Genomic DNA, 25,036 nt, shown 5'->3' with positions numbered 1-25,036 from the left:
TGTTTAGATTTTATAGCTAATATAATCTCACAAAAAGATACTTTCATAAAGTCGAAACGGGATAAAAGAAAGGTACTGAAAAAGCACAACGATCTGGAGAACGTATGGCGATAATCCAAAACTATATTTTAGTTTTTATTTTATTTTAAATAATTAATTAGAGAATTGTTCTTATCTTTAAATCGAATTTAAAACAATTACTATGAAAAAATTAACGAGAGAAAAATTAAAATCAACTTTTGCAGCGGGAGGTGTAGGTTTAGAGCCAACAAATCCAACAGATCCAACAGGACCAGCTTGTGGAGGATCGCATTGTCCCAGTAACGATTACATTTGCTGCTATCATCAAACAGGAAGCTATTGTACGAGCAGATCTTGCGACGTTAGAGTCAACTAATAATTATCCCTCATTTTTGAGGGATTTTTTATTGAGTATCATATATCCGACTATACCACCCACAATGGAGGCGACGAAGATGCCGATTTTTGCCTGTGTCTGGTATTCCTCATGTATAGTGTAAATGCCAGAGAGATAATGAATAGAGACATGATAAACCCTATATAGGCCAGGAAGCCAAGTCCGAAAAGGTTACGGAGGTTTGCTCACCAGACAGCAACTGGTTTCTATGACAGGATTGAGGATAGAAACAGTAATAAGAATCGTTAAAAAACTCTGAAAGCAAAATAAACTTGAAATCAGGGAAAGGAAAATTTACATTTAACATCAAACGATTCCTGATGGTAAGGTCTCAAAAAACGATGATTCAAAAAATATGGCATATTAGGTCTCCTAATATAAAGCTAATAAGTCCTTTATTTGGAATTATTTGAATCAAAGGCAGTCAATGATTTAGCAATCATTAAAAATAAACAGATGCGTAAAAATAATTACGACATATTAATTTTTATAGTTTTTTAACAAAAAAAATGAAAAAAATATATTCTGTTCTGGTTTTTATTTTCAGTCTTCACCTTCTCATGTCTACAGACTGTTCAGGTTTTCATAATGAAGTTGAGGAAATTCCAAATAAAATAAAAGTGTATTTAGATAATTCGAAAGTATATCATATTAACGATACGATAACAATTCGAGGTCGAGTTTCTATAAACGGACTGAACTTGGCCTCACAAGATTCGGTCAGATTGCAGGGAAACCCGCTATTTATGATTTCTGTATCTAAATTAGTAAAAGATAAAACAACTCATAATTTTCAGTATGCGCTGAATATGTTCAAAGTAATATCCAAAGATTTTCAGATTGATAATTACGTAAATTGCCCTAACTCTTACTTATACGCATCAGCAACGGAAGATGAGACATCAAAACTGTTTCGTTATGAAGTTAAGCTCATCCCTCAGGAGACGGGTGATTTTTCAATCTATTTTGGTAACACTTTTTTACTTCAAAATATAATAAAAAAACAAAATTTACTTCAGAATTATCCAATTTCAGGAGCTAATTCTATGGTATGGGAAGCCTGTGGAAACAGTAACCCCATGTCAAATCTAAGGGAAGGAGACGTGTTTATACAAGTCAATTAACTTATTACCCGGCATATCCTATGATTATCAGATCAAATCAAATTAAAACAGCACTATTTTTTTCTATCTTACTACTGAACAGCTGCAGTAAATGCGATCACTGTGCCGTTCGTTCAGCCAATTGAGTAGAATTACAGCATCAAGAATAATTCCGGAGCAAAAATGGAAATCATACCCTATACTTTAAATTCATCAGGGTTCGGGGAGATCATTTTAGAAGAAAAATTACTATTAAAAATTCTGAAAATTTTTCAAAACAATTCAAAGATTGTCTCCTACTATGGTTTCAGAATATAGAACTCAACTTCCGGATAAAAATTTATTGCAACAAAAATTGCATGACTTATTTGAAGCTTAATTCTCAAAAAACGATAATAATGCCTTAGAATTAAGAGCTTGTATCAGACAAAACAAAGCCAGTAAACCGTATATTATTCCTGTCAAAACAACCAGCCTAACATCTTTAAGCAAATAAAAAGCAAGCAATGGTAATATCTGCAGAGCGTGCATCCCTACGAAGTGTGCGATACGCAGATCGCCATATTTAAGACTCCAGTTTAGAAAAGGTATTGTTCCGCCATCCGTGGCACCAACTCTGGGCGAACCGTTTGCACCGATAATGGCTCCTTCCAAAGCAAATGTTACAAATAAAAAAATGCCTAAGCGAATAGCCCAAATATAGTAATCTGGAAGTCCGGTAAAACTTTCCGTACAAAACAGGATGCCGATATAGCCTGTATATAATGTGGCCGCTATTGCTGCAATAGCCATTGCTACAGTCAATGAAGTATATAAAGTGGAACTTACATTATAATGGGACAACTGACCTCGCGAAGCCTGAAGTGCAACGTAAAAAACCTCGAATCCCAGAAAGATAATCAATGACCAATTGTATATGTGGATATATTTGTAAGAAAGATAACCTGTATACCAGCCCATAGTCAAGCTAAATATTCCCATTGACAGAGCAAATTTAAATGGTTTGTACCAGACGTTCACACCATTGATCTGTATATCGCTGAATTTTGATATTGTCAATAGTAAAACTGCACTTAATAGACACAGGAGTCCAAAATAAAATAAGTGTTCATTTCTTGATTTCAATAATGCTACAAAAGCGGTCATCAGGTAAGCAGTAATTTAAAATTAATTGAAGGATTCCCGGAATTGAACTGGGGAAAGATTTGTCTTGCTTTTAAACAACTTACTAAAAGACTGTGAATACTCGAATCCAAGTTCAAAAGCAATTTCGCCTATGGTAAGCGTAGTGGTCGAAAGTTTTTCCTTTGCCTTTTCAATGATCTTCTCGTGAATATGCTGTTGGGTATTCTGACCGGTCAGGGTTTTTAAAGTACCACTCAGATAGTTGGGAGAACAATTGAGAAGCCCGGCAATATATTGTACGGTTGGCAATCCTTTATTGATCATGTCTTCATCATCAAAATAGTCGTCAAGGATTTTTTCCAGCTTATCCAGGATCTGACTTCCCCATATTTTACGTGTAAGAAACTGACGCGTATAAAACCGATTGGAATAATTAAGGAATGATTCAATCTGAGAAATAATGATCGACTCACTGAATTTATCGATGTGTGAATGATATTCCTGCTCAATATTTTTGATAAAACTGTTCAATACAAGTTGTTCTTTTTCGGAAACAAACAGCGCTTCGTTTATCGCATAATTGAAAAACTCATATTTTTTAATGGTTTTAGCTAATGGATTTCCCCATAAAAAGTCCGGATGGATGAGCAACATACTTCCTGAACTCTTAAAATCATCATCCGCCTTAAATGAAAATATCTGTTTGGGTGAAATAAAGAACAAAATACCGTCATCGAAATCATATTTTTGCTGCCCATAGCCGTATTGTACATGACCGGCCTCCACCTTTTTGAGTGAAATAATGTAAAAATCAAAGATCACCCTGATCCTTTCCTTACTTTTGTAAGGTATTATTCCGGCAAGGTCTACCACACTTATCATTGGATGTTCGGGATTACCCATCCCCAGTATGTTATGATATTCTTTGATGGTTTTTATCCTGTAGGGCTGCTGCACATTCATTCTATTTGCTTATAAGATTTAAATATAAGATTATTCCATATCAACTTTGTCTAAAGTAAGTCCGGGATTTAATCCGAAGAAAGAAAATCCCCAAAAGCCTTTAATATTCAGGCTGCCGTTTTTGGTAATGGTAAGATAAGAATCGTAGGTATTGCCCTTGTTCCCATCGTAATCATAAAGTTTTCCCTTCCAGTTGTTCTTTTTATCATCGAATGTAATATCTTTTAATAAAAGAATTCCTACCAGGGGCATTTTCCGTTTTTCTTTGTCAGGATTATTTACGTCTAAAAGAGGTTCTCCTTCATGATCAGTAGAATGTTTCAAATAGGTTAGTTTGCCGGAATAGTTTTTACCATTTTTAAATATCTGCACATTGCCTTCTTTTACCGGACTGTACCAAGTACCTACAATATCATCGGCTTTTGATTGTGAAAATAACATTGTTGAAAAATTAAGAAATAGAATGGTTAGAAATAGATATCTCATTGCTCTTTATATTTTAAGGCGAATTCTTTCGCAAAATCTTTAATTTTCACCCTGCCCAACAGGGCTGGTCTGTTTTTAAAGTAATCCTGAAAAAGACTACCATCATGCATCGCCACATTCATTTCCGTAAATTCTATCGCGATTTTTTCTGATGCCCCTATTTTTATAAAGGCGTCCTTCATTTGGACATCGCTGATCAGCACCCATTTCAGGTATGGCTTTCCGATAGCGTTTCCCAAAACAGCGGCTATTTCCTGGCATGTGAGTTCTTCACTGGCAACATATCTTATTCTTTTGCCTTTGTGTTGAGCATTAAATTCCTCTGCGATGGCGGATGCAATATCTATGGGCGATACCCAGGCGATTTTATCGGTTGCCCCATAATTTGATAATATAATTCCGGAATATCCTTTCAGAAGACCTTTGAGACCATAATGCTTAAGGTAGAGTAATTTACCGATTACCCCTTCCAAAAATCCTTTGCCCTTGATCATCTCCATAAAGGCGTACAAATTATAATCGAAAGATCCAGGACGAAGATGGGTAACCGCTACGTCCGGAGGAAGTTGTTTAAAAACACTTTCTGCAATATAGTGAAAAACCAAGACCCCTGCCCCGGCTGGTTTTTTGGCACCAACACTACTCAGGTGAATTACTTTTTTGATACCTGCTTTTTGAATCGCCTGAACGTAATTCGTACTGATGTTGAATGCCTGTTCCTGATAATCAAGATTCTGTTTCCCAAAAAAGTTAAAGGGCGGCATCATACAGTAGGCAGCATCATGACCTTCAAAAATTTTGGTTAGAAAAATACCATCCTCTACTTCCCCGATAGCAGCTTGTGCTCCCAACTGCTCTATTTCTGCCTTCCTAGCGGCCGAACTGCTGATCACGGTAACCTGATGTCCTTGGTTAACCAATTGCATCACCAACGGCCTGCTGATATTTCCTAAGGAACCTGTCACAATTATTTTCATCTTAATTTACCATTTAATGATGAAGCAAATTTCAGTGAATTTCATTCATAGCACGTGTTCAAATCCACGTTTCTTGTGTTCAAAAACTAATACATTCAGAAAAAACAATTTGATTTTACTTATTAAGAACAATGAAGTCATTTAAACTTTTTATTGGGAAAAAAGGCTGGGATTTAAGATATTGTAATTGCAAAACAACTTAAATTTCCCAGTCTGTGTACGAAGTACTTGACAAAGATATAATAGAATTTGAAATAGTAAAATATATTCCGAAAAATAAGAGAGGTTTTGAACCCAGGGTCTCTACTCTTGCGATCGTTAATACTATTCTGTATAAACTTAAAACCGGTCTTCAGTGGTATATGCTTCCTGTAAGAAGTCTTATTCCTGACTTGGATTACAGCTGGAGCAGTGTAGTGTGTATTATCATTTCAGAAAATGGAGTAAAATGAGTGTCTGGGAAAAAATATGGACCGAACTGATGAAATCCAGGAGGATAAAGATGGATTTGTCTCATGTTAATTTTGATGGCAGCCATACGCCCTGCACTAAAGGCGGAGAAAAAGTGAGTTATCAGGGCAGGGAAAAAAGAAAAACAACGAATTCATTATACCTGACAGACAAAACGGTATTCCCATGGCTATGAGCGGGCCTGAAGCTGGCAGTCATCATGATACTTATGATATCAATACTCATTTTAACGAAGTGATTTCTGTGCTTAAGGATTCAGAAATTAATGTAGATGGTTTATTTATGAATGCAGATTCGGGTTTTGATTGCCGTCAGCTCAGAGCATTATGCTTTCAATACGGCATTATCCCGAACTTTGCCAGAAATAAAAGGAACAAAACAATGGATGATGATATTTATTTCGATCAGCAACTTTATAAAGAAAGATATTCTATTGAAAGAACCACTGCCTGGCTTGATAGCTTCAAATCAATCCTTAACAGGCATGACACTACAGTAATGAGTTGGAAAGCTTTAAATTACATCGCATTCATTGTGATCAAATTGAGGAAAGGCAAAAAGTTTAAATAAGTTCACTTTATTCATAGAGTATTTTCATCTTAGTGTTGACAGCCTTTTAGGCTGTTTTCTATTTTGCTCAAAGAGTTTATTAATAAAAGCGATTTTTATAAGGTCACTTTTTCTAAATAGTGAAGGATTAAAAAAACGGTTGCTTTAGAATTACTGATGTGCTTCTTCACTGTCTATATAAAGCCTGGCAATAATTAAATATATTTACAGTAAAATACCCTTAATTTTATCATAGCAATAAAGTTATATCAATGATCATTTGTGATTGCTTATCACTATTTTTGCAAAAAATAAATATCTATAATGAATCTGTATTCGTTCTCAATTTTAATATTTTTCATCCAGTCAATGTATGCTCAGGAATTGAAAATTGATAAATTATCCGAACAGATTTATGATTACAATAATAATCTTCAATATAAAAAATCACAGGATACTCTTTTAAATCTGCTTGAAAATAACCAGGTGTCTCCCGGAGATAAAATAGAAATCAATATTTTGCTTTCGCAAACCTACAAACGGCTGCAGGATTACACTTCTGTGAAATATTATCTGTCAAACGCCAATACCATAGCAAAAGAAAATAAATTGGCAGAAGCCTATAATGAAATTAATGCACAGTTCGCGTTTGCATATTTTGATACCCAGGATTATAAAAAGGCCGAAAAAATTATGCAGTTAATTTCCAGTCATAATTACAGCAACCTGTCTCCTGACGATAAAGCAAAAATCCTGATGCAGGAGGGATATATCCATTACAGGGATAAAAATTTTAAAAAAGCCGAAGATTATTACAGAAGGACAGCATTATTGATGAAAAAAAACAGTATCTGTGATTTACCTATAGTTTACGGAAAGCAGATACAGCTTTACTTTTCTTTACATGACGAAGCTAAGGCACTGCAGTATTATCATATGGGAGTAGGCAATGCTAAACAATGTAAAATCCTGAAGTATGAAATTTACCTTGCTGAAGTAATGATGAATTTTTATAAAGAAAAGAATGATCCTTATAAGGTGCTGAAATTCACTAAGAAGTTTGATTCATTAAATAAACTGTATAAACCTTCGGAAAACCTTCAGTCTCTACATCTCAACCGCGATCTTAAAGCACGGCAGATTGAGAGGGAGGCCAGGAAGTCTGTTTCCGTTATAACGATATCCTATTTATTAGCCATCTTGGTTCTCTGTATTATCATATATTTTATTGTTAAGTACGCTTTGGCCGCTAAAAAAAATAATATGGTATATCTTAACGAAATCGAGTCAATGAAGCAAATATTAGTCAATCATCAGGCAGAAAAAAACCGCGGAATCGAATTAAACAAAAAATTAAATAAAAAACAGCTTTTGATGTTAGAGATGATGAAGGATGGAAAAAGCAATAAGGAAATCGGGTGCGAATTTAATATTACCGAAAGTACAGTCAAATACCATATAAAAAGCATATATGAAGCCCTGAATATTAAAACAAGGAAAGATTTAAAAGATATAAATTGAGTTTTACAAAAAAGCATACTTGATTTATAGGTGTTTAGTGTTTTTTTTCTTCTTTTATTATGTCACGCCTCCTAAAGGATAGTTTTCTGAACTATCCTTTTTTCATACCTGTATGATGTCAGGACTGTACTTTTTTCGTACCTGCTGCCGCTTTAATTCTTAAATAAAATAAGTTGTTTTGCAGAGAGAATAAAACAACATATTAATGCTGATTTTTAAAATAAAATTCTGGAAAGCAATTAAGATTTGCTTCCTGAATGGACTTCCGCTTAAAATAGAGGATATCAGATCAGTGATGGAAACAGTACCTTAAATCAGTTTTTCCAAATAAATAAAATCCCGATAAACTTATCTACAGCATTCCCGGAACGGCATAGCAGAATTATATAATTCTTTAGGTAAAACATCAGAAAATGATTCTGAAGACACAAGATGAATAAATAATTGAAATTTCTTTACAGGCAGGATCAGGATATAGAAAAATTAAAATAGCATAAGCTGCTTTATATTTTATCCTGCCTTAAAAGAATAAGAAGTTTTATGTTTTAAAAACTTAAAATGATTATTGATATAAAAGCATATGAAAAAGCAATCGAAATTTCCTGAAAAGTACTTTATAGCTGCTGCTATTGTATTTACCTGCCACTATATGACGGCACAAAGTGGAAATGTTGGGATTAATACCACTTCTCCCACTTCTACCCTCCATGTTAAAAGTAAAGGGAATACATCATCAACACAAAGTTTCAGACTTGAAAATTCAGACGGAACCAATCTGTTTACCGTTAATGACGACGGTACGGTCTCAGGATCGTCAGTTTCTAATCTCGGGGGAAGCGGCAGCGCAACAAACGGTAAGAATGCTTTGGTGAAAACAACAACTGAAGCTGCCGGATCTAATTGTGCAGGCGGCGGAATCAAAATAGAATCCGGTTTGGATAATAACAGCAACGGAACACTGGATGCTTCCGAAATTACTGCGACGAGATATGTATGCAACGGAAGCAACGGCCAGGGGTTTTCCAACGGAACAGCCGGCGGGCAGGTTTATCTTACCGGCTCAGCATCTCCCTATGCTCCGCAAAACCCACAGACTGTTACAGGTGATGTAACATTAACAGGCAATGCCATCTCTTCCATTGCCAATAATGCAGTCACCACCAATAAAATCAATGATCTTGCGGTTACAACAGGAAAGCTGGCAAATGCCTCAGTTACCACAGCAAAAATTTCTGCCACAGGAACAGCGAGTGCCACGACATACCTCAGAGGTGATGGGAGCTGGTCTGCGCCAACTTCCACTGCGACTACTCTAAATGTAGAGTTATTTTCCAAAGTCGCAACCAGCCAAACGATTAATGATCTCGAAAATGCTAGTCCCCCGACATTTACAACGTTGAATTTTTCCAGCAGTAATGATGCAAATGCCTCTCTTACCGGAGGAAATGCCTGGAACGGAAATACCTTTACTGTAGGTACAAGTGGTGCAGGATGGTATCAGGTTGCTGTGCAAATGGTAGCTGCGGGTATTTCTGGCAGCAATACCAATGCAGCAAATAATATTTTGGTCCATATGTTTTTAGATAAAAATAATATTTTCGGCAATACACCGGGTAATAATACAGCACCTGCGTATATAAACAGTACGACCAACAATACGGTTTTTCCTTATACATGGAGCAACTTTATTACTGCCGGTTCTTCTAATTTCTGGCTTAAGGGTTTGGCACAGATCAATACGATAATCTACCTTAATGCCGGAGATTTTATTAATTTCAAAGCATGCAGTGAATCTAATAATGCCCCAGCAAGGACATCTACAGATGGAAGCAGTAATATAACTATTGTGAAACTTAAATAATAAAAATATGACAAAAATTATCAAATCCGGCTTTGAAGTAAAACCGGAAAATATTATTGCTTCTGATAATTATTTTTCTAATACACCTAAAAGTAAAGAAATTAAACAAAATAGAGATTATATATTTACTATTTCCTCAGACATTATAAAGAAAATTAAAGAAACAAAAATAAATGGTGAAGCAGTAACACAAATTGGCCTCGTACAATTATTTGTTCCAAGTCAAAGTATTAAATGTAAGGGAACTGGCGAAGTTGAAATAACGTGTGAGATTAAAAAACAACTTTATTTGGATGGGGAAGGAGGAGAAGGTCAAACCCCTCCATATTACAGTAAATCTTCCTATACTTCGGACAATGAAAATAAAAATATATTTATAAATGATAGTCCAAGTTTTAATTACGGTATTTATTTAGAAGAAATAAATCCTGTTCCGAAAGGTCGATGGGATGATAAAGAGCGTACAGTTTGTCCACAAATTGTAACAGATGTACAACATAAAATAGATTTTTTTGTTTTTTTACTAATTAACAATAAATTTTTTTTCAATGATTATTGGCATTGGGGTTTTGATGTTGTACTGAATGTCGGTTCTAAACAGATAGAACATGTAATAACTTCATCAGAAAATAAAAATATTGGATATCTAACACGATCCTTAGAGAACCTTGAAAATTATTTCAATGAATTAGAATTTGATCCTAAAATTATAGATGATTTAAAAAAATGTATAGATGATCCAGACCAATTGACAAATCTTCCAACAAATCTTAATGCAAAACTCAGAAAAATTTGACAAACTCTTCGAATTAATAAAGAAGCTAAATAAAAGGTGATATAACTCTAACATTTTATAATTATAATAAAAATAAGCAAAAATGCCAGAAACTACAGAAAACACAGGAGGCTCAAGCCTGATAGCCTACGCAAAAGTTGACCTTTGGGAAGGGGAACTCGAAGGGATTATTAATACAGATGAGAAATTATATGCGCTCAGAACCTTAGGTGCTGGAATTAAAGTTAATAAAATTAAATTCGATACAAGCTCCCAAGGCTTATTGGAAAAGAGTGATTTCTTTAAAAAATTTATTTCTCCTGACACAACGGCAAAAATAGGGTTGGAGTACAAAGGAAATACACTTACCGCAGATGGTGAAAACAATAGTTACATCAGAGCTTTTATTGACATTGAGGCAGATGCAGAAAAATTAAAAAATGCTAAAATCGGAGAAGAGGTCCCTTTTGACATTACACTTAAGAAGCTTGCAATAGGATATCTGAAATACGGAAAAGATTCAAAAGTAACCGGCTCTGATTTTAGAAAATGGCTGGAGAATGAGAAAAAGGAAGTAGTGGCAACTGACCCTGAGAAAGAGGAAGTAGTTGCAGCTGATCTTAAGAAAGAAGAAGTAGCAGCAACTGACCCTAAGAAAGAGAAAGTAGTGGCAACTGATCCTAATCCTAATCCTGATCCTGAAAAACAATAGACCTGAAGATCAATCATCATTCAGTTCCTTACACTTATACAGGCAGATAGATTCATTCTATCTGCTATCTTTTATTAATATCATTGCTAAAAATGCTATTTAAACTTCCTTTGAATATCCGATCTCTTTTGCTTACTGAACCTACCCAGGTAATCGGTCAGGACATTGTATTTGAAAACATCCCCTGGTTCAATAAAGAGAAAGAGGCTTTTATCAATGCGCTTGCGCCGTTTGTTACTCAATCGGTTATTCCACGGCCTTTTTCAAATGACAATATGATCCTGCTGGACAAAGGACTGCATCTGCACTGGAATCTTCCTTCCCTTCTGAAAACATTTGATGAAAACGGACAATTGCCGGAAGTACCCAACAGATGGCTCATTGTTAAGGAGCAGCGAAATAAAAAGGAAGAATGGATCATAGAAAGCGATTATATCTGGGACATCAATGATCCCGCATTGCCGGGTACCGGAATCTGTACCTATCCCAATCCCAATGTAAATGAACCTGCTGCTTCGAATCTTAAAGAGGGTTTTACATTTGATTATGTAGGCAGAAAATATCCCGGGACAAAAGAAAAGCAGGATCAGGGAAATTATCTTGACCATCTTACGGCATTAGGCTGGGGTAGCCTTTCATTTGATATGCATTACGGCAACTGCAGAAGTATCTTTGGCTTCCATGACCTGAATTTTGATGAAACGGCGGATGCTAGGTATTCCATTACAGGTTTTTACAGCAGGAACAAAAAGGACCATAACTATTTCAAAAAGTTAATGGAGATCAACCGGAAAAAATTAAAGGAAAGGGCAAAAGGTTTGGATTTGGATCAGATGCATCGGGATGACCTCTTCAGAAAAGGGCAGATTTCCGGGCAGGCTGTGACCAGTCAGGAATTTCCAAATACTTTTGATCCTCTTGAAATCCTCCGCGAAATAGATAAAGCCCTCATTTTCGATACGGACCATGCCTTCCGGTATCTGATGGATACCGGTTTTTTCCATGCGGAAAAATATGCGGTCCATCTTTCGGAATCCACGGTCAGTATCCGGGAATGTGAAATAAAAGGATTCGATGCCCGGTACAGGCAGGAGAAAGACATCGAAACCATCTGCTGCGGCACATGGGAGTATAAACCCAGTGAAAACAGCCTGAGAGAAGAAAAATCTGAGTCTCTTAATGTTTCAATTGCCAATACGCTCCCGGAAGCATTAACGGCAGTTCTTCTGAAAGACTATGGCAACGTTGAAAAACTCGTTCAGGAAGAACGGCTCGAAGCCATATTAAACTGGGGTGAACTCAATGATAAAAACCTGGACTGGGTGAGCCGCTTACGCCATCTGAGACATGAAAACCAATTCAGGTCAATACGGGCAACCGGCAGATGGGAAATTGTTGCAGCAGACCCTCACAAAAGCCAGCCTGAAAAGCCTGCCGTATCCCAATCTGTTGAAAAAAAACTGAAATTACTGAATGTCGATCAGGATCAGCTTGATTCCGAAAAAAATATTCTATACCATGACCTGGAATGTATCTATATAGATTGGCATACCTATCTTATGAGCCTGCTTGTTTATAAAAAAGAAGATGTTTCAAGTGCAGACATCAGGCTCATCATTGAGAGAAAGCTATTGCCTTTTATCACAAAGACAGAAAGTAAAATTAAGATCTTAGAGCGGAGCGTTGAAAATCTGAAAAAGAGTATTTCCGGTTCATTGCAAAAAGAATTTGTTTTAGAATTGAAAGATAATCTGCATTATCACGAACCGATTGCTCCTTCCGTTATTGTTTACGAAAATAATAATAACAGAAGATCATCGGGCAGTTCCATAGATTACCTGAGGAATTCTTATAAAGAAGCGCAGAAAGAGGTTTATGTGGAACATGGCCTTTTCAACTGCGAATACCGTTCGGTTAAAAATCCGTTTGAAAAACAAAGTACCTTAAATTCCTGGAATACCTATAAAATAGATTGGGAAGCTTTCTTTCTGTCAAATAAAAATACAGAAGCATCCCCTGATTTCCTTCCTGATTTTTTAACGTCCAGCTATATGCTGGATGACCAGAATGCAGATCTGGTAAAAAATGACCGCCTGCAGAATTTAACCTATTCCAGAAACCCGAACCTGTACTATGGCTCTTCCTTTGTCAATGACACGGTTAAAGGATTCATTGAAAACAAACTGAATGCATTTTTAAAGAGCCAGGATATTGCAAAAGTCCAGATTACAGGCAACACAAATGAGACCGTAAACAGCAGAAAATCAGCTTCAGGAAACAAAGAATATATTGAGAAAATAAAAGCTGACCTTAACGGGATCAGCTTATTGGAGATCACGCTGAGTGACTTTAATTATATCTTCACCCAAAGAACAAGTGCACTTAATATCATGCCGCTTATTCCTAACGGATTTTCAGACCATAAGGAACTTGCATCTGCCATTTCACGGCTGATTAAAAGGTATGAGGGGAAATTAAACCTGTTGACGCCCAATTCAGGCGCCCAGTTCAATCCCTTCAGAAACGGTGCTTTTAAAATAGACCGATTACGGCTCATCGATACTTTCGGAAGGGACAAAATTATCCGTATTGATAAGATATCTACGGGATACCACCAGCAAATTCAGGATAAAAAAAACTGGATTTCCTTACCGCCCAGATGGGCACAGCCTGCAGCCATTTCCGGTAAATGGGAAAAACTCCCGAAAACAGATTCACCGGTCTTAGGCTGGCTGGTTATTAATAAAATCAGCAACAGATTGGAGTTTTTCAACTACAGGGGAAGTTATTTGGGGGCTTTTAACAATAAAGGAAAATGGGAATTTTCTCCGTTTGAATACCATGTGGCCAGCAGCGTCTTTGATGAAGACTTTGATTTTTTAGATGAAAACATATACCTGAGGAAAACCTTGAGCTGGCTGTATTCAAAATTGAACAACAGCCCAAAAGCGGTAGAAGATATCATCCGTCAGGTTATTCTGACATTGGACCACATTGAGCCGGAGACCACCCGTAATGCATCTTTGGCGGAAAGCATATCTGCAATGCCGCTGGCAATCACCATGATTCATGTTGAGATCCTTATAAAGGGAAGGGTATTTCATGACTTAAGCAAAGAAAGCCAGAAGAAATTTGCAGACAGCGGCGGACAGAGAAACGATCTTAAACATTCGGAAGTCAGGATCCCGATAAGCGTCGGGGACCACAGCCAGTATAATGACGGCTGTGTAGCCTACTGGTATTGTGATACTACGGAAGACCGTGAAGACGCTGTTCTTTCCGACAACCTGTATTTTAATTATTCCGAAAAAGCAGTAATCAGGAACCTTAAAAAAATTGACGAGCTGATTGCCGGGACAGACTGTACCTACAGGGTAAATGCAGCTTCTGTAATGTTGGACGAATTTCTAGAAAAGCTTGCTTCAGACCATAATAAACCTTTTATAAGTAAAAATGAATTTCTGAAATATTACATCACTGAAGGGAATATAGTCTGGAAAAAACTGCTGGAGAACGGTGTTCTTATGCCTTACGAATCTTCATTCAGGTTAAAGTCCAACGATTTAAAGAAATCTGAGGTAACCCTTTCTGAAGGATTAAAATTAAAACATGAAGACCGCAATAGTTTTTTGTCGGTTTCGCACGGGTTAAGATCAAAATCCTATTTGATGCTTATGCATCCTGAAGGTGACCTTTTCATTAAATCCGGTATCCTGCCGGTCAGAAAGTTTGAAATCCCGTACAAAGAAATTAAGGAATCTTTGAAGCGGATCGCACTCACCCTGTACACGGGACCTGTTGTAACCCCGGTAAATCATTTTGAAATAACCCTCTTGAAAGACAGCCGCTATCAGTGGAGCTGGATAGAGCTTAAAAAAAAGAAGGCTAAAGAGCCGGTCAGCGCAAAAAACCCTCTCAGCAAATTAAGGTTGACACAGGCAAAATCCATCGATCTTAAAAAATGTAATATTAAGTTTTTTTTCGAATCCACGGATCATTTAAAAAGTTTTCTATTACAAAGAAAAATAATCACCGATGTTAAACCCTCCCTTAAAAATAATCCGGAAACCTATCTGCTGCCGGAAACAGTTCACCTGCAGCATCCTTTCGATAAGATGATTTATGAATATGTAGAGTTAAAATCCTATGAGAAGCGCTGGCAAAAATTCCATGTAAATTTCGGAGCGGAATATCCCATCTGCAGGATCAAAGGATCTAAAATTTCAGGATTTAAAAAAGAGCTTATCGAACAGGGATTTATCTACAATACCCCTATTTTTGAGGATGCCCGATACGTTGTTGTCACCGGAAAATATTTCATGGCTCAGCAGGATTCTGAAAATAGCCTTCTGTTGAATAATCTGGTTCCTGTTAATCCCGAAGAACGGAAAGAAGTTAAAATTCAGAATGTAAAGCTTGTAAATGTGGAGGATGAGCTTCTCACTTATTTAAATTTATCGCTCTGTGCTGATGAATATCTGCAATCTGAGCTGCTGGAAACCGACGACTTTTTTACAGGGGAGTACATCTATTTTCTCAATGAAAAAAAATATTCCGAATTCGAGACCGTATATAACCATCTGCATTACCTGAATGATGCCTTTTCCGTGGAAAACCTTGAACAGACAGGCAGATTGCCAAACGCGGATGAGGTATGCAGGGGGCAATTGCTCAAAATTGAAACTTTCTCAAAAGCTTTCGAAGCCGGTTCTGTTAAGGACATTACCATCAGACACCTGCAATCTGTGAGAAAGGAAATGACAGCAGAGGGTAAAGAAACGACGGAGATTTTACTTGATTTTTTTGAAAGGGTTGAAAACCTGGTTTTTAATGCTGATCAAAATCTTATCAGATCAGAGTCAGTCCGAACAAAGCTTCACGAAATTATGGGTTCAAAAGACAGCAATTTTATGCAAAAGTTTCATATTCATTATAATACGTTTAAGTTCATTGTTGAAAACAAGCATGCAATATCATTTATAAACGACTTTAGCACCTATACCACAGAAGTACCTGAAGTTGAAATGAGAGAAGGATGGCTATCGATCAAATCTACTAATAATTAACCATGAATAAAGAAATTTTTTACTGCTCATTAGATCAGTCTGACCATTCTGATCAGATCATTAATACTTGGACAGATCATAAGAACAATTGCAATATCAGGCTTAAGATCAGTCATCCTGTTCTGCCTTTAATTAATTTTGACCGTTTCAAAGGTTCATTTTTAAGGATAAAGGATACTGCCACGATGAATGTGGAAACAGGTGAAAATGACCTCATTTTCAGGAATAAAAATTTTACGTTCAATTTCTTCCTGAATACAAATCTTATTAAATATAAAAGCAAGGACGGATTTATTTTATTCGGATTTCAGGCAGATGAATATGTCATAAAGTACCATCTCAAAGCTGCGGAGCAGGGTTCAATGGCAAAAATAGGGGTGGAATATACGATACAGGAAAGCAATTCAGCTGTTTCCGGCCCGGTCTTTCTGGATACGGAAATAGAAACCGGTTATGACTCCTGGTACAATTTCAATCTTGAAATCAGCCCTTCCGGGAAGATCGAATTAAGCGTAATTCATACACACGCCATACTTAATTCTCATGACCCCGGGACGGATTCCAGCGGGAAGCACAGCTTTCTTCTTTCTGAAAAACTGAACACCCCGATTCAACTGGCTAAAGTACAATCGCTGACCTTTGGGGAAGAGAAAAATAATGGTGAATTGGGTATTTCGGACCTTTATATTTTTGAGGGGATGAATGCGGAAGAAATTAACCCTTATATTGAAAGAGGAATTAATATTTCTTCAAAGTATTCGTATAGGGCCAAAATCGGATTTGATATTTTTACCCTTCACAAAGATAAGGAATACAAGGGCATTCATATCATAGACAGAAACGGGGAAAGGTATGTTTTAAGGCTGTCCCTCGACCATTATTCTTTTACAAAACGAAATGCAGATTCCAAAATTACATTAAAGTTTAAAAAAGGATTTTTAAATAAGGCTGATCCCTTTTCTGAAAGCTGGAATATAAAGGAAGACCATGAGGAAATCCACATACTGCTGAATATGACGGACGGGCAGCTGGAGTACAGGCTGCCTGACCTTAGAATAACCAATGTAACCAACACGGCTCAGGTATTTGTCCAGTGTGAAATATCAGGCGTTACCATCTTTGAAAATAATAACCCGGTTGAGGTTTGTGATTATCTGACTGTTGATCATCTGATCCCAGCAACAGACTTGTCCCGGAAATCATCAGTTCCGTTTGAGATCATGGTGCTGGAAGAACAGGGCATGATCTGTGGTGCAGAAAACACGAATTCTTTCATGATTAATATAATCAACACGTCAGATAACGATATTATCTTCAGTAATGACCCTTCGCTGAACAGCCAATCCAGGTTAAAGCTTAATTCCCGTTTCTGGAATCAGCTTATTAAAGAGAATTCTTCGGACAAAATAAAGATTGACATTCAGAAATTCGATGAATCCAGAAAAATTTTTGTGCCGGCGGCTGAATTTGCCTACCAGTACAAAACCGCTGCAAAGGAAGTAGCTGTTTCAGCCACCGGAAAAAGTATGATCAAACCTGACGGGATCATCAGATTATGCATTTCAGGGCTGAAATTTAATGAATTAACACCATCATTCCCGGCCGGAAAATATCCGTTCTTCATTAAGTTTGAAAACGTACAGAACTATAACGATGGTGTTATCCCGTTCCGCCTGAATTTAAAAGCCCCTCCGGCTCCTAAGATTCCTGAACTGCCTGTTGGAAGCATTATCGCTTTCTACAGCAGCAAAATACCGGAAGGCTGGCTGCTTTGTGATGGCAGCAGCATCAATGCAGCACTTTACCCTGAATTATACAACCTGCTTCCCTATATGAATAAAAAAGTTCCGGATTTAAGGAACCGTTTTTTACCAGGTGCAGGAGGCAGATACAGTCTTGGTGAGACAGGCGGTGCAGATGAAGTGGTTTTAGGCAAAGACCAGATGCCCGCCCATAATCACCAGCTAAAAGCCGTCAAAAGCTACGATTCACCATTTAGCGACAAAGGCATGGGCTGGGCAAGGTCGGAATCCTTAATCGGGGGCATCTATGGGAGTGACAGGAATAACGGCTCAGAGAAATATTTTATGACAATCTCTAATTCTCCCGTGCAGTCTGAGGGCGGTGGAAAACCACATGAAAACAGGCCTCCGTATCATGCGGTAACCTACATTATAAAGGCAAAATAAATATGGAACGTGGAGCGGTTTACTTATCCTTATCCCTTGATGTGGAAATCTGTCAGAGAAACTTTACATTCACCGGTATTGCAGATCAGAAAAAGACCATCCTGACAGTAGAAGCCAGTGAAGTTAAACCGGTCATCAGGGAAATCATTGGAGATGCTGCTGTTTTCTCTTTGGTTGAAAATATTTTGCCGGACAATGTGGAGTTTAGCCTTATCATGCCGGAAGGTAAAAAAACGCTGTTTTCCATATCCGCTTCTTTTGGGGGCGGAGCAGCTGATATCAGCATTGTCAGAACTGAAAAATTCACCCTGTTCAGCTTATGGCTGAATAATTCATTTAGTTTTGCCGGTTTACCTTTGGTTGGCGAATACATTCCACGGCAATATGCAGTCAGTAAAACAGGATTTGTCTATGTAAGCAGGAAAAAGGAGGGATTGCCGCTATCTGCCGGGGATTTTTCAGGACTTTCATTACCTTATTCAGGACAATTCCGGGCAAACCAAAACTCCATCGAATTAAAGGAAGGAGAAAATGTTTTTATCACATACAGTATGGGAAGCGGGAATACTCTGATTTCTTTTCCTGATGATTTACTGATATTGGAAAATCAAAAAACACAGGACGGCAATCAGCAGGCAGTAAACCCTCCGTCGGCAGATGAGACAAAATCATCTTTTTCAATACGTGAAATTTCAGTAGGGGCAGACTTTAAAGACGGGAAAAAGCTCATATACATCCTGCTTTCAGCAAAACTAACCATTTCCAAATTTTCGTTTGAGGTCATCGGCTTACACATCGCACTGGATATTAATCATTCCCTGAATACCCTGAAAGCCTTTAGAAAGGGTGAAGGCTGGGATAAAGAAAAATTAGCCGGTGAACTGTTGAAAGGGATCGGTTTTTCCATACAGGGTCTTTCGTTACAATACAATTCTCCGGCTTTTTCCCTGTATGGAGGGTTTTACAGAGATATTTCCGGCAGCCGCGAAGAATATAACGGTCTTGTAACGATCAAATTAAAAAAAATAGAGATCATCGCCCTGGCATCTTATGTAAAAGAGAACAGTTATTCGTCGCTCTTTGCATTCGGCTACCTGGGAATTACAATTCCGCTGCATCCGGCTTTTGAAATCAAAGGAATGGCCATAGGTTTTGGGCTGAACAGGACTTTCATTCTGCCTCCGGTAAAAGAAGTTGGGAACTTTCCGCTCATCCGGATCGTGTTGAACAACGGGCTGAGGCCTGATGAAAGTTTAAAAGATGTTTTTTCAAAACTCAATAAATACATTCCTGCCAAAGAAGGCTCGTACATGATCATCATCGGGTTGAGGTTTCAGTCTTTCAAAATCATTGATACCATCGCGCTCGTTGCATTGGATATTGAAAACGGACTGGTATTTAACATGTTAGGATTAAGCACTATGGAGCTTCCTGATGTCTACAGAATAAAATTTGCTTTTTCCCTGCAGGCTGATTTCAATTCCGGAGCCGTCATCGCACGGGGAGAGCTTGCGGATGAAAGTTATCTGCTGTTTCCTGAAGTTCAGCTTCAGGGAAGTTTTGTATTCGCCCTATGGTTTTCAGGAAACAGCCGCGGAGATTTTCTTTTTACGATAGGCGGCTACCATCCCAACTTTAAGGTTCCGAAACACTATCCTGAAGCGGCTGAGCTTAACAGACTAGGTTTTTCGTTGCGGAGAGGAAATTTATCCGCCAGTATGGGCATGTATTTTACAATTACTCCTCAGTCCATTATGATGGGCCTTATCGGGAAACTGTATTACAGTATGGATCTGTCGGAAAATACCACCATTGATTACTGGATCGGATCCGAAACATTTACATTTAAAATCGGCATAGAGGTAGAAATTAAGCTGGAGGCTCATTTTATCATGTTTTGGAAACCCTTCAGCTACAGTGCAGATCTGGAATTGTTGTTTCATGTAAAACTGTTTGCAGATTTTTGGTTCTTTTCCATCAACATCAACGTAAGTTTACATGCTAAATTAAGCATTTGGGGACCTGATCTGGCGGGGCTTGCTTCTTTGGATGTGGCAGGATATTATTTTACCGTCCGTTTCGGCGAAGCCGGCTCAAGAAGCCGGCAGTTGACCAAAGATGAATTCAGAAAAGAATTTATTCCACAGGATCATTTGAAGCTGAGCATTACAGAAGGTAAAATTTCCAAGGAAGGTAAAAATACCGGTCAGGAATATAATGAAGAAATACCCATCGTAAATCCGGTAGGCTTTGTTTTTGAATTCAGCAGCCAGGTTCCCGTATCGGACATTAAACTTAGTGGCGGAAGCCATATCGCAACCCATGAATTATTCGGGATAAACTGTGAAGGATATGATGAAACCCCTTTTCTGCACAGCATACAGGTAGAGATTACCAACGGAGATTGTTTGCATCAGGAATGGCAGATAGAACCCATATACCAGAACATACCAAAAGCACTCTGGAGCAGGGAAAAATTAACCCAGTCATCCGTACTTGCCGGTGACGGCCTTATTAAAAATCTTACCACCGGGGCCAGAATCAGGTTTCCTGAACCGGCGAAGGAAGGCAGGATGGGCGGAGAAAAGGCAGCGATATTCGATGAGACTGACTACCGATACCTTCAGACAGGTAAAAAAGAGGAGCGGATACCCAAAAATAATGACAAAAAAGAAAACATACTGACCATTGATTTACAATCGGAACTGAATGATTTTGATTTCATACTGCCTCATGAGGAAATTGATTATACCGACCTTCTGAACGATGTAGAAGCCTATTCCTACCATAAGGATTTTACTATTTTTAACTATTCAATTACGTAACCACCCATGTCTCAGAATACTGTTTTTATTGAATCGGCACATGCTTCATCTGTACCGGCTGGCAGATACAAAATCAAAGTAACATCAGTCAATTACCTGCTTTCCAGCACTTCGGAAGTGGAGTTTATGGTTTCCGGCTTTATGCATCAGATTCCTGATAATGAAATTCTGTCGGTTTATCCTCCTAAATCAGGGGGAGGAAATTACGCCGGGGCTTTCCCGAATGTGCAGTTTAAAAGAAGTTCTCTTCCCTGGGATTTTTTGAATGAAACGGCCGGTGGCGAGAGGTCTCCGTATTTATTTGTTGCCCTTTTTGAAGAATCTGAAATAGATTTTGACGGCAATTTAAAAGACGATTCACAGGTGTCTGTTCAAAAGGCAGATACACGGCTCTTAGAACAGTGTTATGAAAAAAACAAGGCCTTCACATACCTGGAAATTCCGGAGAAATTTGCAGTAAATCTGCCGGACAACTTAGAAATGAAATACTTATCCCATGTCAGGATCCAGCAGGGAGAAGAAAGAAATCAGGCATTTATTTCTGATGAAACAGCTATTGTAGTTTCAAAAAGAATGGTATGCCCGGATAAAAAATACCATGCTTTCATCTGTTCTTATATGGTTGAAGAATCAGGAAAATTCAATCTTTCAGGCACAAAGAAAGAAAATGCGCCAAACAATCTGATTGTTCTTTATCAATGGGCGTTTGAATCATTTAAGCATGACTCATACCAATACAATGAAGATAAATTTAGAGGACTGTCATCTTTACATGCAATTAAAACACATACATCAAAACATCCTGTTCTGGAAGGAGAAGAAAAATTAATAAACTATCTGAAACGAAGCAGAAAACAATATGCGCCAATCCTGGATATATTGGAAAAAGGAGATAATGGTGATGAAAAGAATGAAATTCTCTCTCTTCTGAAATACGAAGGAAAGACCCTGAAAGGAATGCTTCAGGAGCTGAAATTTTCAGAAATAAATTACATTTTACCGGCAGCATCCAGGAATACTGCGGTGAATAGCCTGATCGGTATGGGGAAAATCCCTCTGCGGCATACTTTGAAATCAGGAGGAAAAATGGTTTCCTGGTATCAGGGTCCCTTTGTACGGAGACAGCATATCATGACTTTTAAAGGCTTAAGCATTGCTCCTGAGACAGGTTTTGATCTGGGAGATTTTATTCCGGATCATTCTGAAAGATTAATCCTTTATAACGAAGAAACGAAAATGCTCGATATGGGCTATGCTGCAGCGTGGCAGCTGGGGAGGATATTGGTAACCACCAATGCCAAAGTTTTACAGGAGATCAAAAAGTGGAAAGACCAGTTGAAATTGAGTCAGTTGATGTCAGAGCAGAATGAAGAATACAGCCCGCTGAATCTCGCATTGGATTTTAGCGTACGAAAACTCCCGGAACTGATTAAAGCTTTCATCATAAACCTGGTGAAACTGATTGATTTTCCGTATTTTTATCTGTTTCCGCATAAAAATATTTTACCTGAAGAATCTTTGAGGTATTTCAAACTGGATAATGCCTGGATGATCTCGATGTTATTCGGGGTTTTTAGCGTTGGAAACGCTTTTTCTCTGGACGAATTTAAAAGTTACGTATTAAATGATTCTTCATTCGCCGAATTTTTTGATTTTAAGAAAGAATATTCAGGATTGTTGCTCCACTCAGAAATTATTGTGAACTGGCCGCAGCTGAATATTGAAATCGATGATCATGCTGATTATACGTATACAACAGATTTGGCTCCTGCGTTACGACTATTCATGACGAATAAACCTTTCAGCAAAATAGCCCTTTTTATGAACAATGAAAATGGCCACTTTGCCATTGATTTCCCCAGTGACAGCAGTCATGAAAAAAGAAATCATGCCGATGGATTACTTTCCTTTACAAAAGAAGGCGGGATCATTAATTATACCGTTTCCGGTTACGAAAACGATACCTGTAAGAAAAGAATGCCGTTTGATTTATTATTTAGACAACCCAAAATAACTTTTACTATTACTGATAACCCGTAAGTGCTGGAAAAATCAGATCTGCCATAGTATCTGCTGATATGGCAGCTTGCGGATATCTTCATTCAGATCACTTGGAAAGATTGATCAGTCTCAAAAAAAACAAAGGTCAAACAGCCATCTGACGGGGAAGAAAATCCACAGGGACGAGTATGATATTGTTGGGATGACCGGGAACTTGACTGAATCTTAATTTTGGACCGAAAAATTAATATATCTTAAACAATTATAAATATAGAACTGCAAAGAATATCAAAATTATCGATTAAACTGAAATGTGAAACAAGTTTCCTCATCCTTGGAACTAACTAAAATCTGGCCTTTGTGTGCATTTGCTATTTCGCTTGCAATATATAAACCTAACCCAAGCCCCTCCTGTCCCTGATGTATTTTACCTCTGGAAAAGGGCTTAAACAAATGTTTTTCTGTTTCAGGAGAAATTTTATTTCCTTTATTAATTACACTTAATTCAAAAAAAGCCGGTTCGCTTTTTGCCCTGACTATGATGGGAGACCCTTTTGACCCATGGGTAATTGCGTTTGCCAGAAGGTTTGAAAACAATTGCGCTATACGTTTATAATCTCCTTCAACCGGATCATTTAAATTTAAATCGACTGAAATTTCCCGTTCAGGATAAACCGTCCGGAGTTCGGTAATGATTTGATGAAGCGTTTCTTCAAGATCCTTGTCGTTGTCATAATTCAGCACAATACCACCTCCTAAACGCCCGCTGGCAAAATCAAGCATATTGTCAATCAATCCTCTTATACGTATGGTGGAATCTTGTATAATTTTGGCTAATTTTAAATTTTTTTCATCTAAGGAAGTTCGGAACATAAGCTGCGCTGCGCTTGAGATGGCACCGACCGGATTACGAAGGTCATGCCCTAAGATGGCTATAAACTGTTCTCTTATTTCTGCATTTGTCTGTTCTTCCATCAGCTGCGCCTGGGTTTCGCTTAGGTTTTGGAGGGATTCCAGATGAAAGGCAATTAATTCAGCAAACAGTCTGAACATACCAATTGTCTTCTCGTTATTTAACCGTGCAGGATTTGGATCGATTGCACATAAAGTTCCGAAAAAATCCCCGTTGGTCAGAAAAAGAGGGACTGAAATATAACTTTGAAGACCATATATTCTGGGCGTATGGTGCTCTGCATAAACCGGGTCCTCTGCTACATGATCGATGGCAACTTCTTTCCGCTCATTCATCACCTGTTGGCATAAAGTGGTCTCAACTTTCAGTTCTTCTCCAACTGCCAGTCCGAAATTGATTTTATCATTGACAGCACAGGCGATCCAACGGTCTTCTGTAACTCTGACAACTGCTGCAAATCCCATTCCTGTAGTGCTGCAGATAACTTCAAGTATTTTAGCCACAGCAGGGATCTGGTTAATTTGGTCTATATCGGTTTGAAAATTTTGTGCTTTGTTAACTTCGCTCATATAATAAGTTGATCTGGTGTACTATAAATCAAATAATCCGGGAGTATTTGGAATGTTTAAAGATATGAAAATAATTGTTGTGTTTAAACCTCTTATTAATTGAAGGACAATTGCATTTTGGGCATTGATGTGGATAAATGAAGTTTACAACATTCTGTTATCTGGCCATGGCTGGTTTAGGGTGTACCAGCTTAATACATTTAATATTATAATAAAATAAGATTTCAAATTTTTATTTTCATTGATCAGTTTAAAATAAGAATGATAAACGATCATCGGAATAAAGCAGATCTGTAAGATGAACCATTTAAAACCCTCTGAAGGCACGTGCAATGATTTAAACTGCAGCAGTGGATTATCCGGATATAAGCAAAGAAGCATAACAGCTGCTTATCCGCACAAGAAAGAATTTAAAACTCAGGAATCGATCAAATGAAATTATCCGTCATAATTTCATTTGATGATATGATACGATATTACAAACCGTTTTTAACTTTCGTACCGGCTGTAAT

At 37.7% G+C, this 25,036-nt stretch carries 15 protein-coding genes and 1 pseudogene; 10 read left to right on the top strand and 6 right to left on the bottom strand.

Features of this window, described 5'->3' with window-relative positions:
* Window positions 1–447: 447 nt before the first annotated feature.
* Window positions 448–561: a hypothetical protein gene (locus SD427_RS19105; RefSeq protein ID WP_414017728.1), complete on the bottom strand. Its 114-nt coding sequence runs from the start codon at window positions 559–561 to the stop codon at window positions 448–450.
* Between the two features lie 366 nt (window positions 562–927).
* Here SD427_RS19105 and SD427_RS14470 point away from each other — a divergent pair, with 366 nt between their 5' ends.
* Window positions 928–1,542 (top strand): hypothetical protein, encoded by a 615-nt coding sequence (locus tag SD427_RS14470; RefSeq protein WP_320558511.1) that lies wholly within the window; start codon window positions 928–930, stop codon window positions 1,540–1,542.
* Between the two features lie 354 nt (window positions 1,543–1,896).
* Here the strand turns inward: SD427_RS14470 and SD427_RS14465 are convergent, their stop codons facing one another.
* Genes SD427_RS14465 through SD427_RS14450 form a run of 4 tightly spaced genes read right to left on the bottom strand, consistent with a single transcriptional unit; the run spans window position 1,897 to window position 5,072 of the window.
* Window positions 1,897–2,667, bottom strand: coding sequence for a hypothetical protein (locus SD427_RS14465; RefSeq protein WP_320558510.1), 771 nt, complete (start codon window positions 2,665–2,667; stop codon window positions 1,897–1,899).
* A 21-nt stretch (window positions 2,668–2,688) separates the two neighbouring features.
* Window positions 2,689–3,609, bottom strand: coding sequence for a helix-turn-helix transcriptional regulator (locus tag SD427_RS14460; protein WP_320558509.1), 921 nt, complete (start codon window positions 3,607–3,609; stop codon window positions 2,689–2,691).
* A gap of 30 nt (window positions 3,610–3,639) precedes the next feature.
* Window positions 3,640–4,050, bottom strand: a complete 411-nt coding sequence (locus SD427_RS14455; protein ID WP_320558508.1) for a DUF2147 domain-containing protein — start codon at window positions 4,048–4,050, stop codon at window positions 3,640–3,642.
* A 41-nt stretch (window positions 4,051–4,091) separates the two neighbouring features.
* Window positions 4,092–5,072 carry an NAD(P)H-binding protein gene (locus tag SD427_RS14450; RefSeq protein ID WP_320558507.1) on the bottom strand — a complete coding sequence of 327 codons (981 nt, stop codon included), beginning with the start codon at window positions 5,070–5,072 and terminating at the stop codon, window positions 4,092–4,094.
* A gap of 203 nt (window positions 5,073–5,275) precedes the next feature.
* On the opposite strand from SD427_RS14450, the pseudogene SD427_RS14445 reads away from it, so the two are divergent.
* The 9 genes and pseudogenes from SD427_RS14445 (at window position 5,276) to SD427_RS14405 (ending at window position 23,081) form a co-directional block, all read left to right on the top strand.
* Window positions 5,276–6,113: pseudogene (locus SD427_RS14445) on the top strand (IS5 family transposase).
* Window positions 6,114–6,416: 303 nt separating this feature from the next.
* Window positions 6,417–7,613 (top strand): helix-turn-helix transcriptional regulator, encoded by a 1,197-nt coding sequence (locus tag SD427_RS14440; protein WP_320558506.1) that lies wholly within the window; start codon window positions 6,417–6,419, stop codon window positions 7,611–7,613.
* A gap of 580 nt (window positions 7,614–8,193) precedes the next feature.
* Window positions 8,194–9,474 (top strand): hypothetical protein, encoded by a 1,281-nt coding sequence (locus SD427_RS14435; protein ID WP_320558505.1) that lies wholly within the window; start codon window positions 8,194–8,196, stop codon window positions 9,472–9,474.
* 7 nt (window positions 9,475–9,481) lie between these two features.
* On the top strand, window positions 9,482–10,270 hold the full coding sequence (locus SD427_RS14430; RefSeq protein ID WP_320558504.1) for a hypothetical protein: 789 nt from the start codon (window positions 9,482–9,484) through the stop codon (window positions 10,268–10,270).
* An 82-nt stretch (window positions 10,271–10,352) separates the two neighbouring features.
* A complete protein-coding gene (locus tag SD427_RS14425; RefSeq protein ID WP_320558503.1) occupies window positions 10,353–10,961 on the top strand; it encodes a hypothetical protein in 609 nt (202 codons plus the stop codon).
* Window positions 10,962–11,053: 92 nt separating this feature from the next.
* Window positions 11,054–16,027 (top strand): hypothetical protein, encoded by a 4,974-nt coding sequence (locus SD427_RS14420; RefSeq protein ID WP_320558502.1) that lies wholly within the window; start codon window positions 11,054–11,056, stop codon window positions 16,025–16,027.
* A gap of 2 nt (window positions 16,028–16,029) precedes the next feature.
* Window positions 16,030–18,216 carry a phage tail protein gene (locus SD427_RS14415; protein ID WP_320558501.1) on the top strand — a complete coding sequence of 729 codons (2,187 nt, stop codon included), beginning with the start codon at window positions 16,030–16,032 and terminating at the stop codon, window positions 18,214–18,216.
* A gap of 2 nt (window positions 18,217–18,218) precedes the next feature.
* On the top strand, window positions 18,219–21,041 hold the full coding sequence (locus SD427_RS14410; RefSeq protein WP_320558500.1) for a DUF6603 domain-containing protein: 2,823 nt from the start codon (window positions 18,219–18,221) through the stop codon (window positions 21,039–21,041).
* Between the two features lie 6 nt (window positions 21,042–21,047).
* The gene (locus SD427_RS14405) at window positions 21,048–23,081 is read left to right on the top strand and encodes a hypothetical protein (protein WP_320558499.1); all 2,034 of its coding nucleotides are present in this window, start codon (window positions 21,048–21,050) and stop codon (window positions 23,079–23,081) included.
* Window positions 23,082–23,336: 255 nt separating this feature from the next.
* Here SD427_RS14405 and SD427_RS14400 read toward each other — a convergent pair whose 3' ends face one another.
* Window positions 23,337–24,524: a GAF domain-containing sensor histidine kinase gene (locus SD427_RS14400; protein WP_320558498.1), complete on the bottom strand. Its 1,188-nt coding sequence runs from the start codon at window positions 24,522–24,524 to the stop codon at window positions 23,337–23,339.
* Window positions 24,525–25,036 lie beyond the last annotated feature (512 nt).

It is taken from the genome of Chryseobacterium sp. JJR-5R (assembly GCF_034047335.1).
Lineage (GTDB): Bacteria > Bacteroidota > Bacteroidia > Flavobacteriales > Weeksellaceae > Chryseobacterium.
This window is presented reverse-complemented; position numbering and strand designations above follow the sequence as displayed.

Coding starts and splice junctions, on each gene's coding strand:
- SD427_RS14455 (WP_320558508.1), bottom strand. CDS start 4,050: ATGTTATTTTCACAATCAAAAGCCGATGATATTGTAGGTACTTGGTAC.
- SD427_RS14415 (WP_320558501.1), top strand. CDS start 16,030: ATGAATAAAGAAATTTTTTACTGCTCATTAGATCAGTCTGACCATTCT.
- SD427_RS14425 (WP_320558503.1), top strand. CDS start 10,353: ATGCCAGAAACTACAGAAAACACAGGAGGCTCAAGCCTGATAGCCTAC.
- SD427_RS14435 (WP_320558505.1), top strand. CDS start 8,194: ATGAAAAAGCAATCGAAATTTCCTGAAAAGTACTTTATAGCTGCTGCT.
- SD427_RS14430 (WP_320558504.1), top strand. CDS start 9,482: ATGACAAAAATTATCAAATCCGGCTTTGAAGTAAAACCGGAAAATATT.
- SD427_RS14405 (WP_320558499.1), top strand. CDS start 21,048: ATGTCTCAGAATACTGTTTTTATTGAATCGGCACATGCTTCATCTGTA.
- SD427_RS14420 (WP_320558502.1), top strand. CDS start 11,054: ATGCTATTTAAACTTCCTTTGAATATCCGATCTCTTTTGCTTACTGAA.
- SD427_RS14460 (WP_320558509.1), bottom strand. CDS start 3,609: ATGAATGTGCAGCAGCCCTACAGGATAAAAACCATCAAAGAATATCAT.
- SD427_RS14465 (WP_320558510.1), bottom strand. CDS start 2,667: ATGACCGCTTTTGTAGCATTATTGAAATCAAGAAATGAACACTTATTT.
- SD427_RS14410 (WP_320558500.1), top strand. CDS start 18,219: ATGGAACGTGGAGCGGTTTACTTATCCTTATCCCTTGATGTGGAAATC.
- SD427_RS14470 (WP_320558511.1), top strand. CDS start 928: ATGAAAAAAATATATTCTGTTCTGGTTTTTATTTTCAGTCTTCACCTT.
- SD427_RS14440 (WP_320558506.1), top strand. CDS start 6,417: ATGAATCTGTATTCGTTCTCAATTTTAATATTTTTCATCCAGTCAATG.
- SD427_RS14400 (WP_320558498.1), bottom strand. CDS start 24,524: ATGAGCGAAGTTAACAAAGCACAAAATTTTCAAACCGATATAGACCAA.
- SD427_RS14450 (WP_320558507.1), bottom strand. CDS start 5,072: ATGAAAATAATTGTGACAGGTTCCTTAGGAAATATCAGCAGGCCGTTG.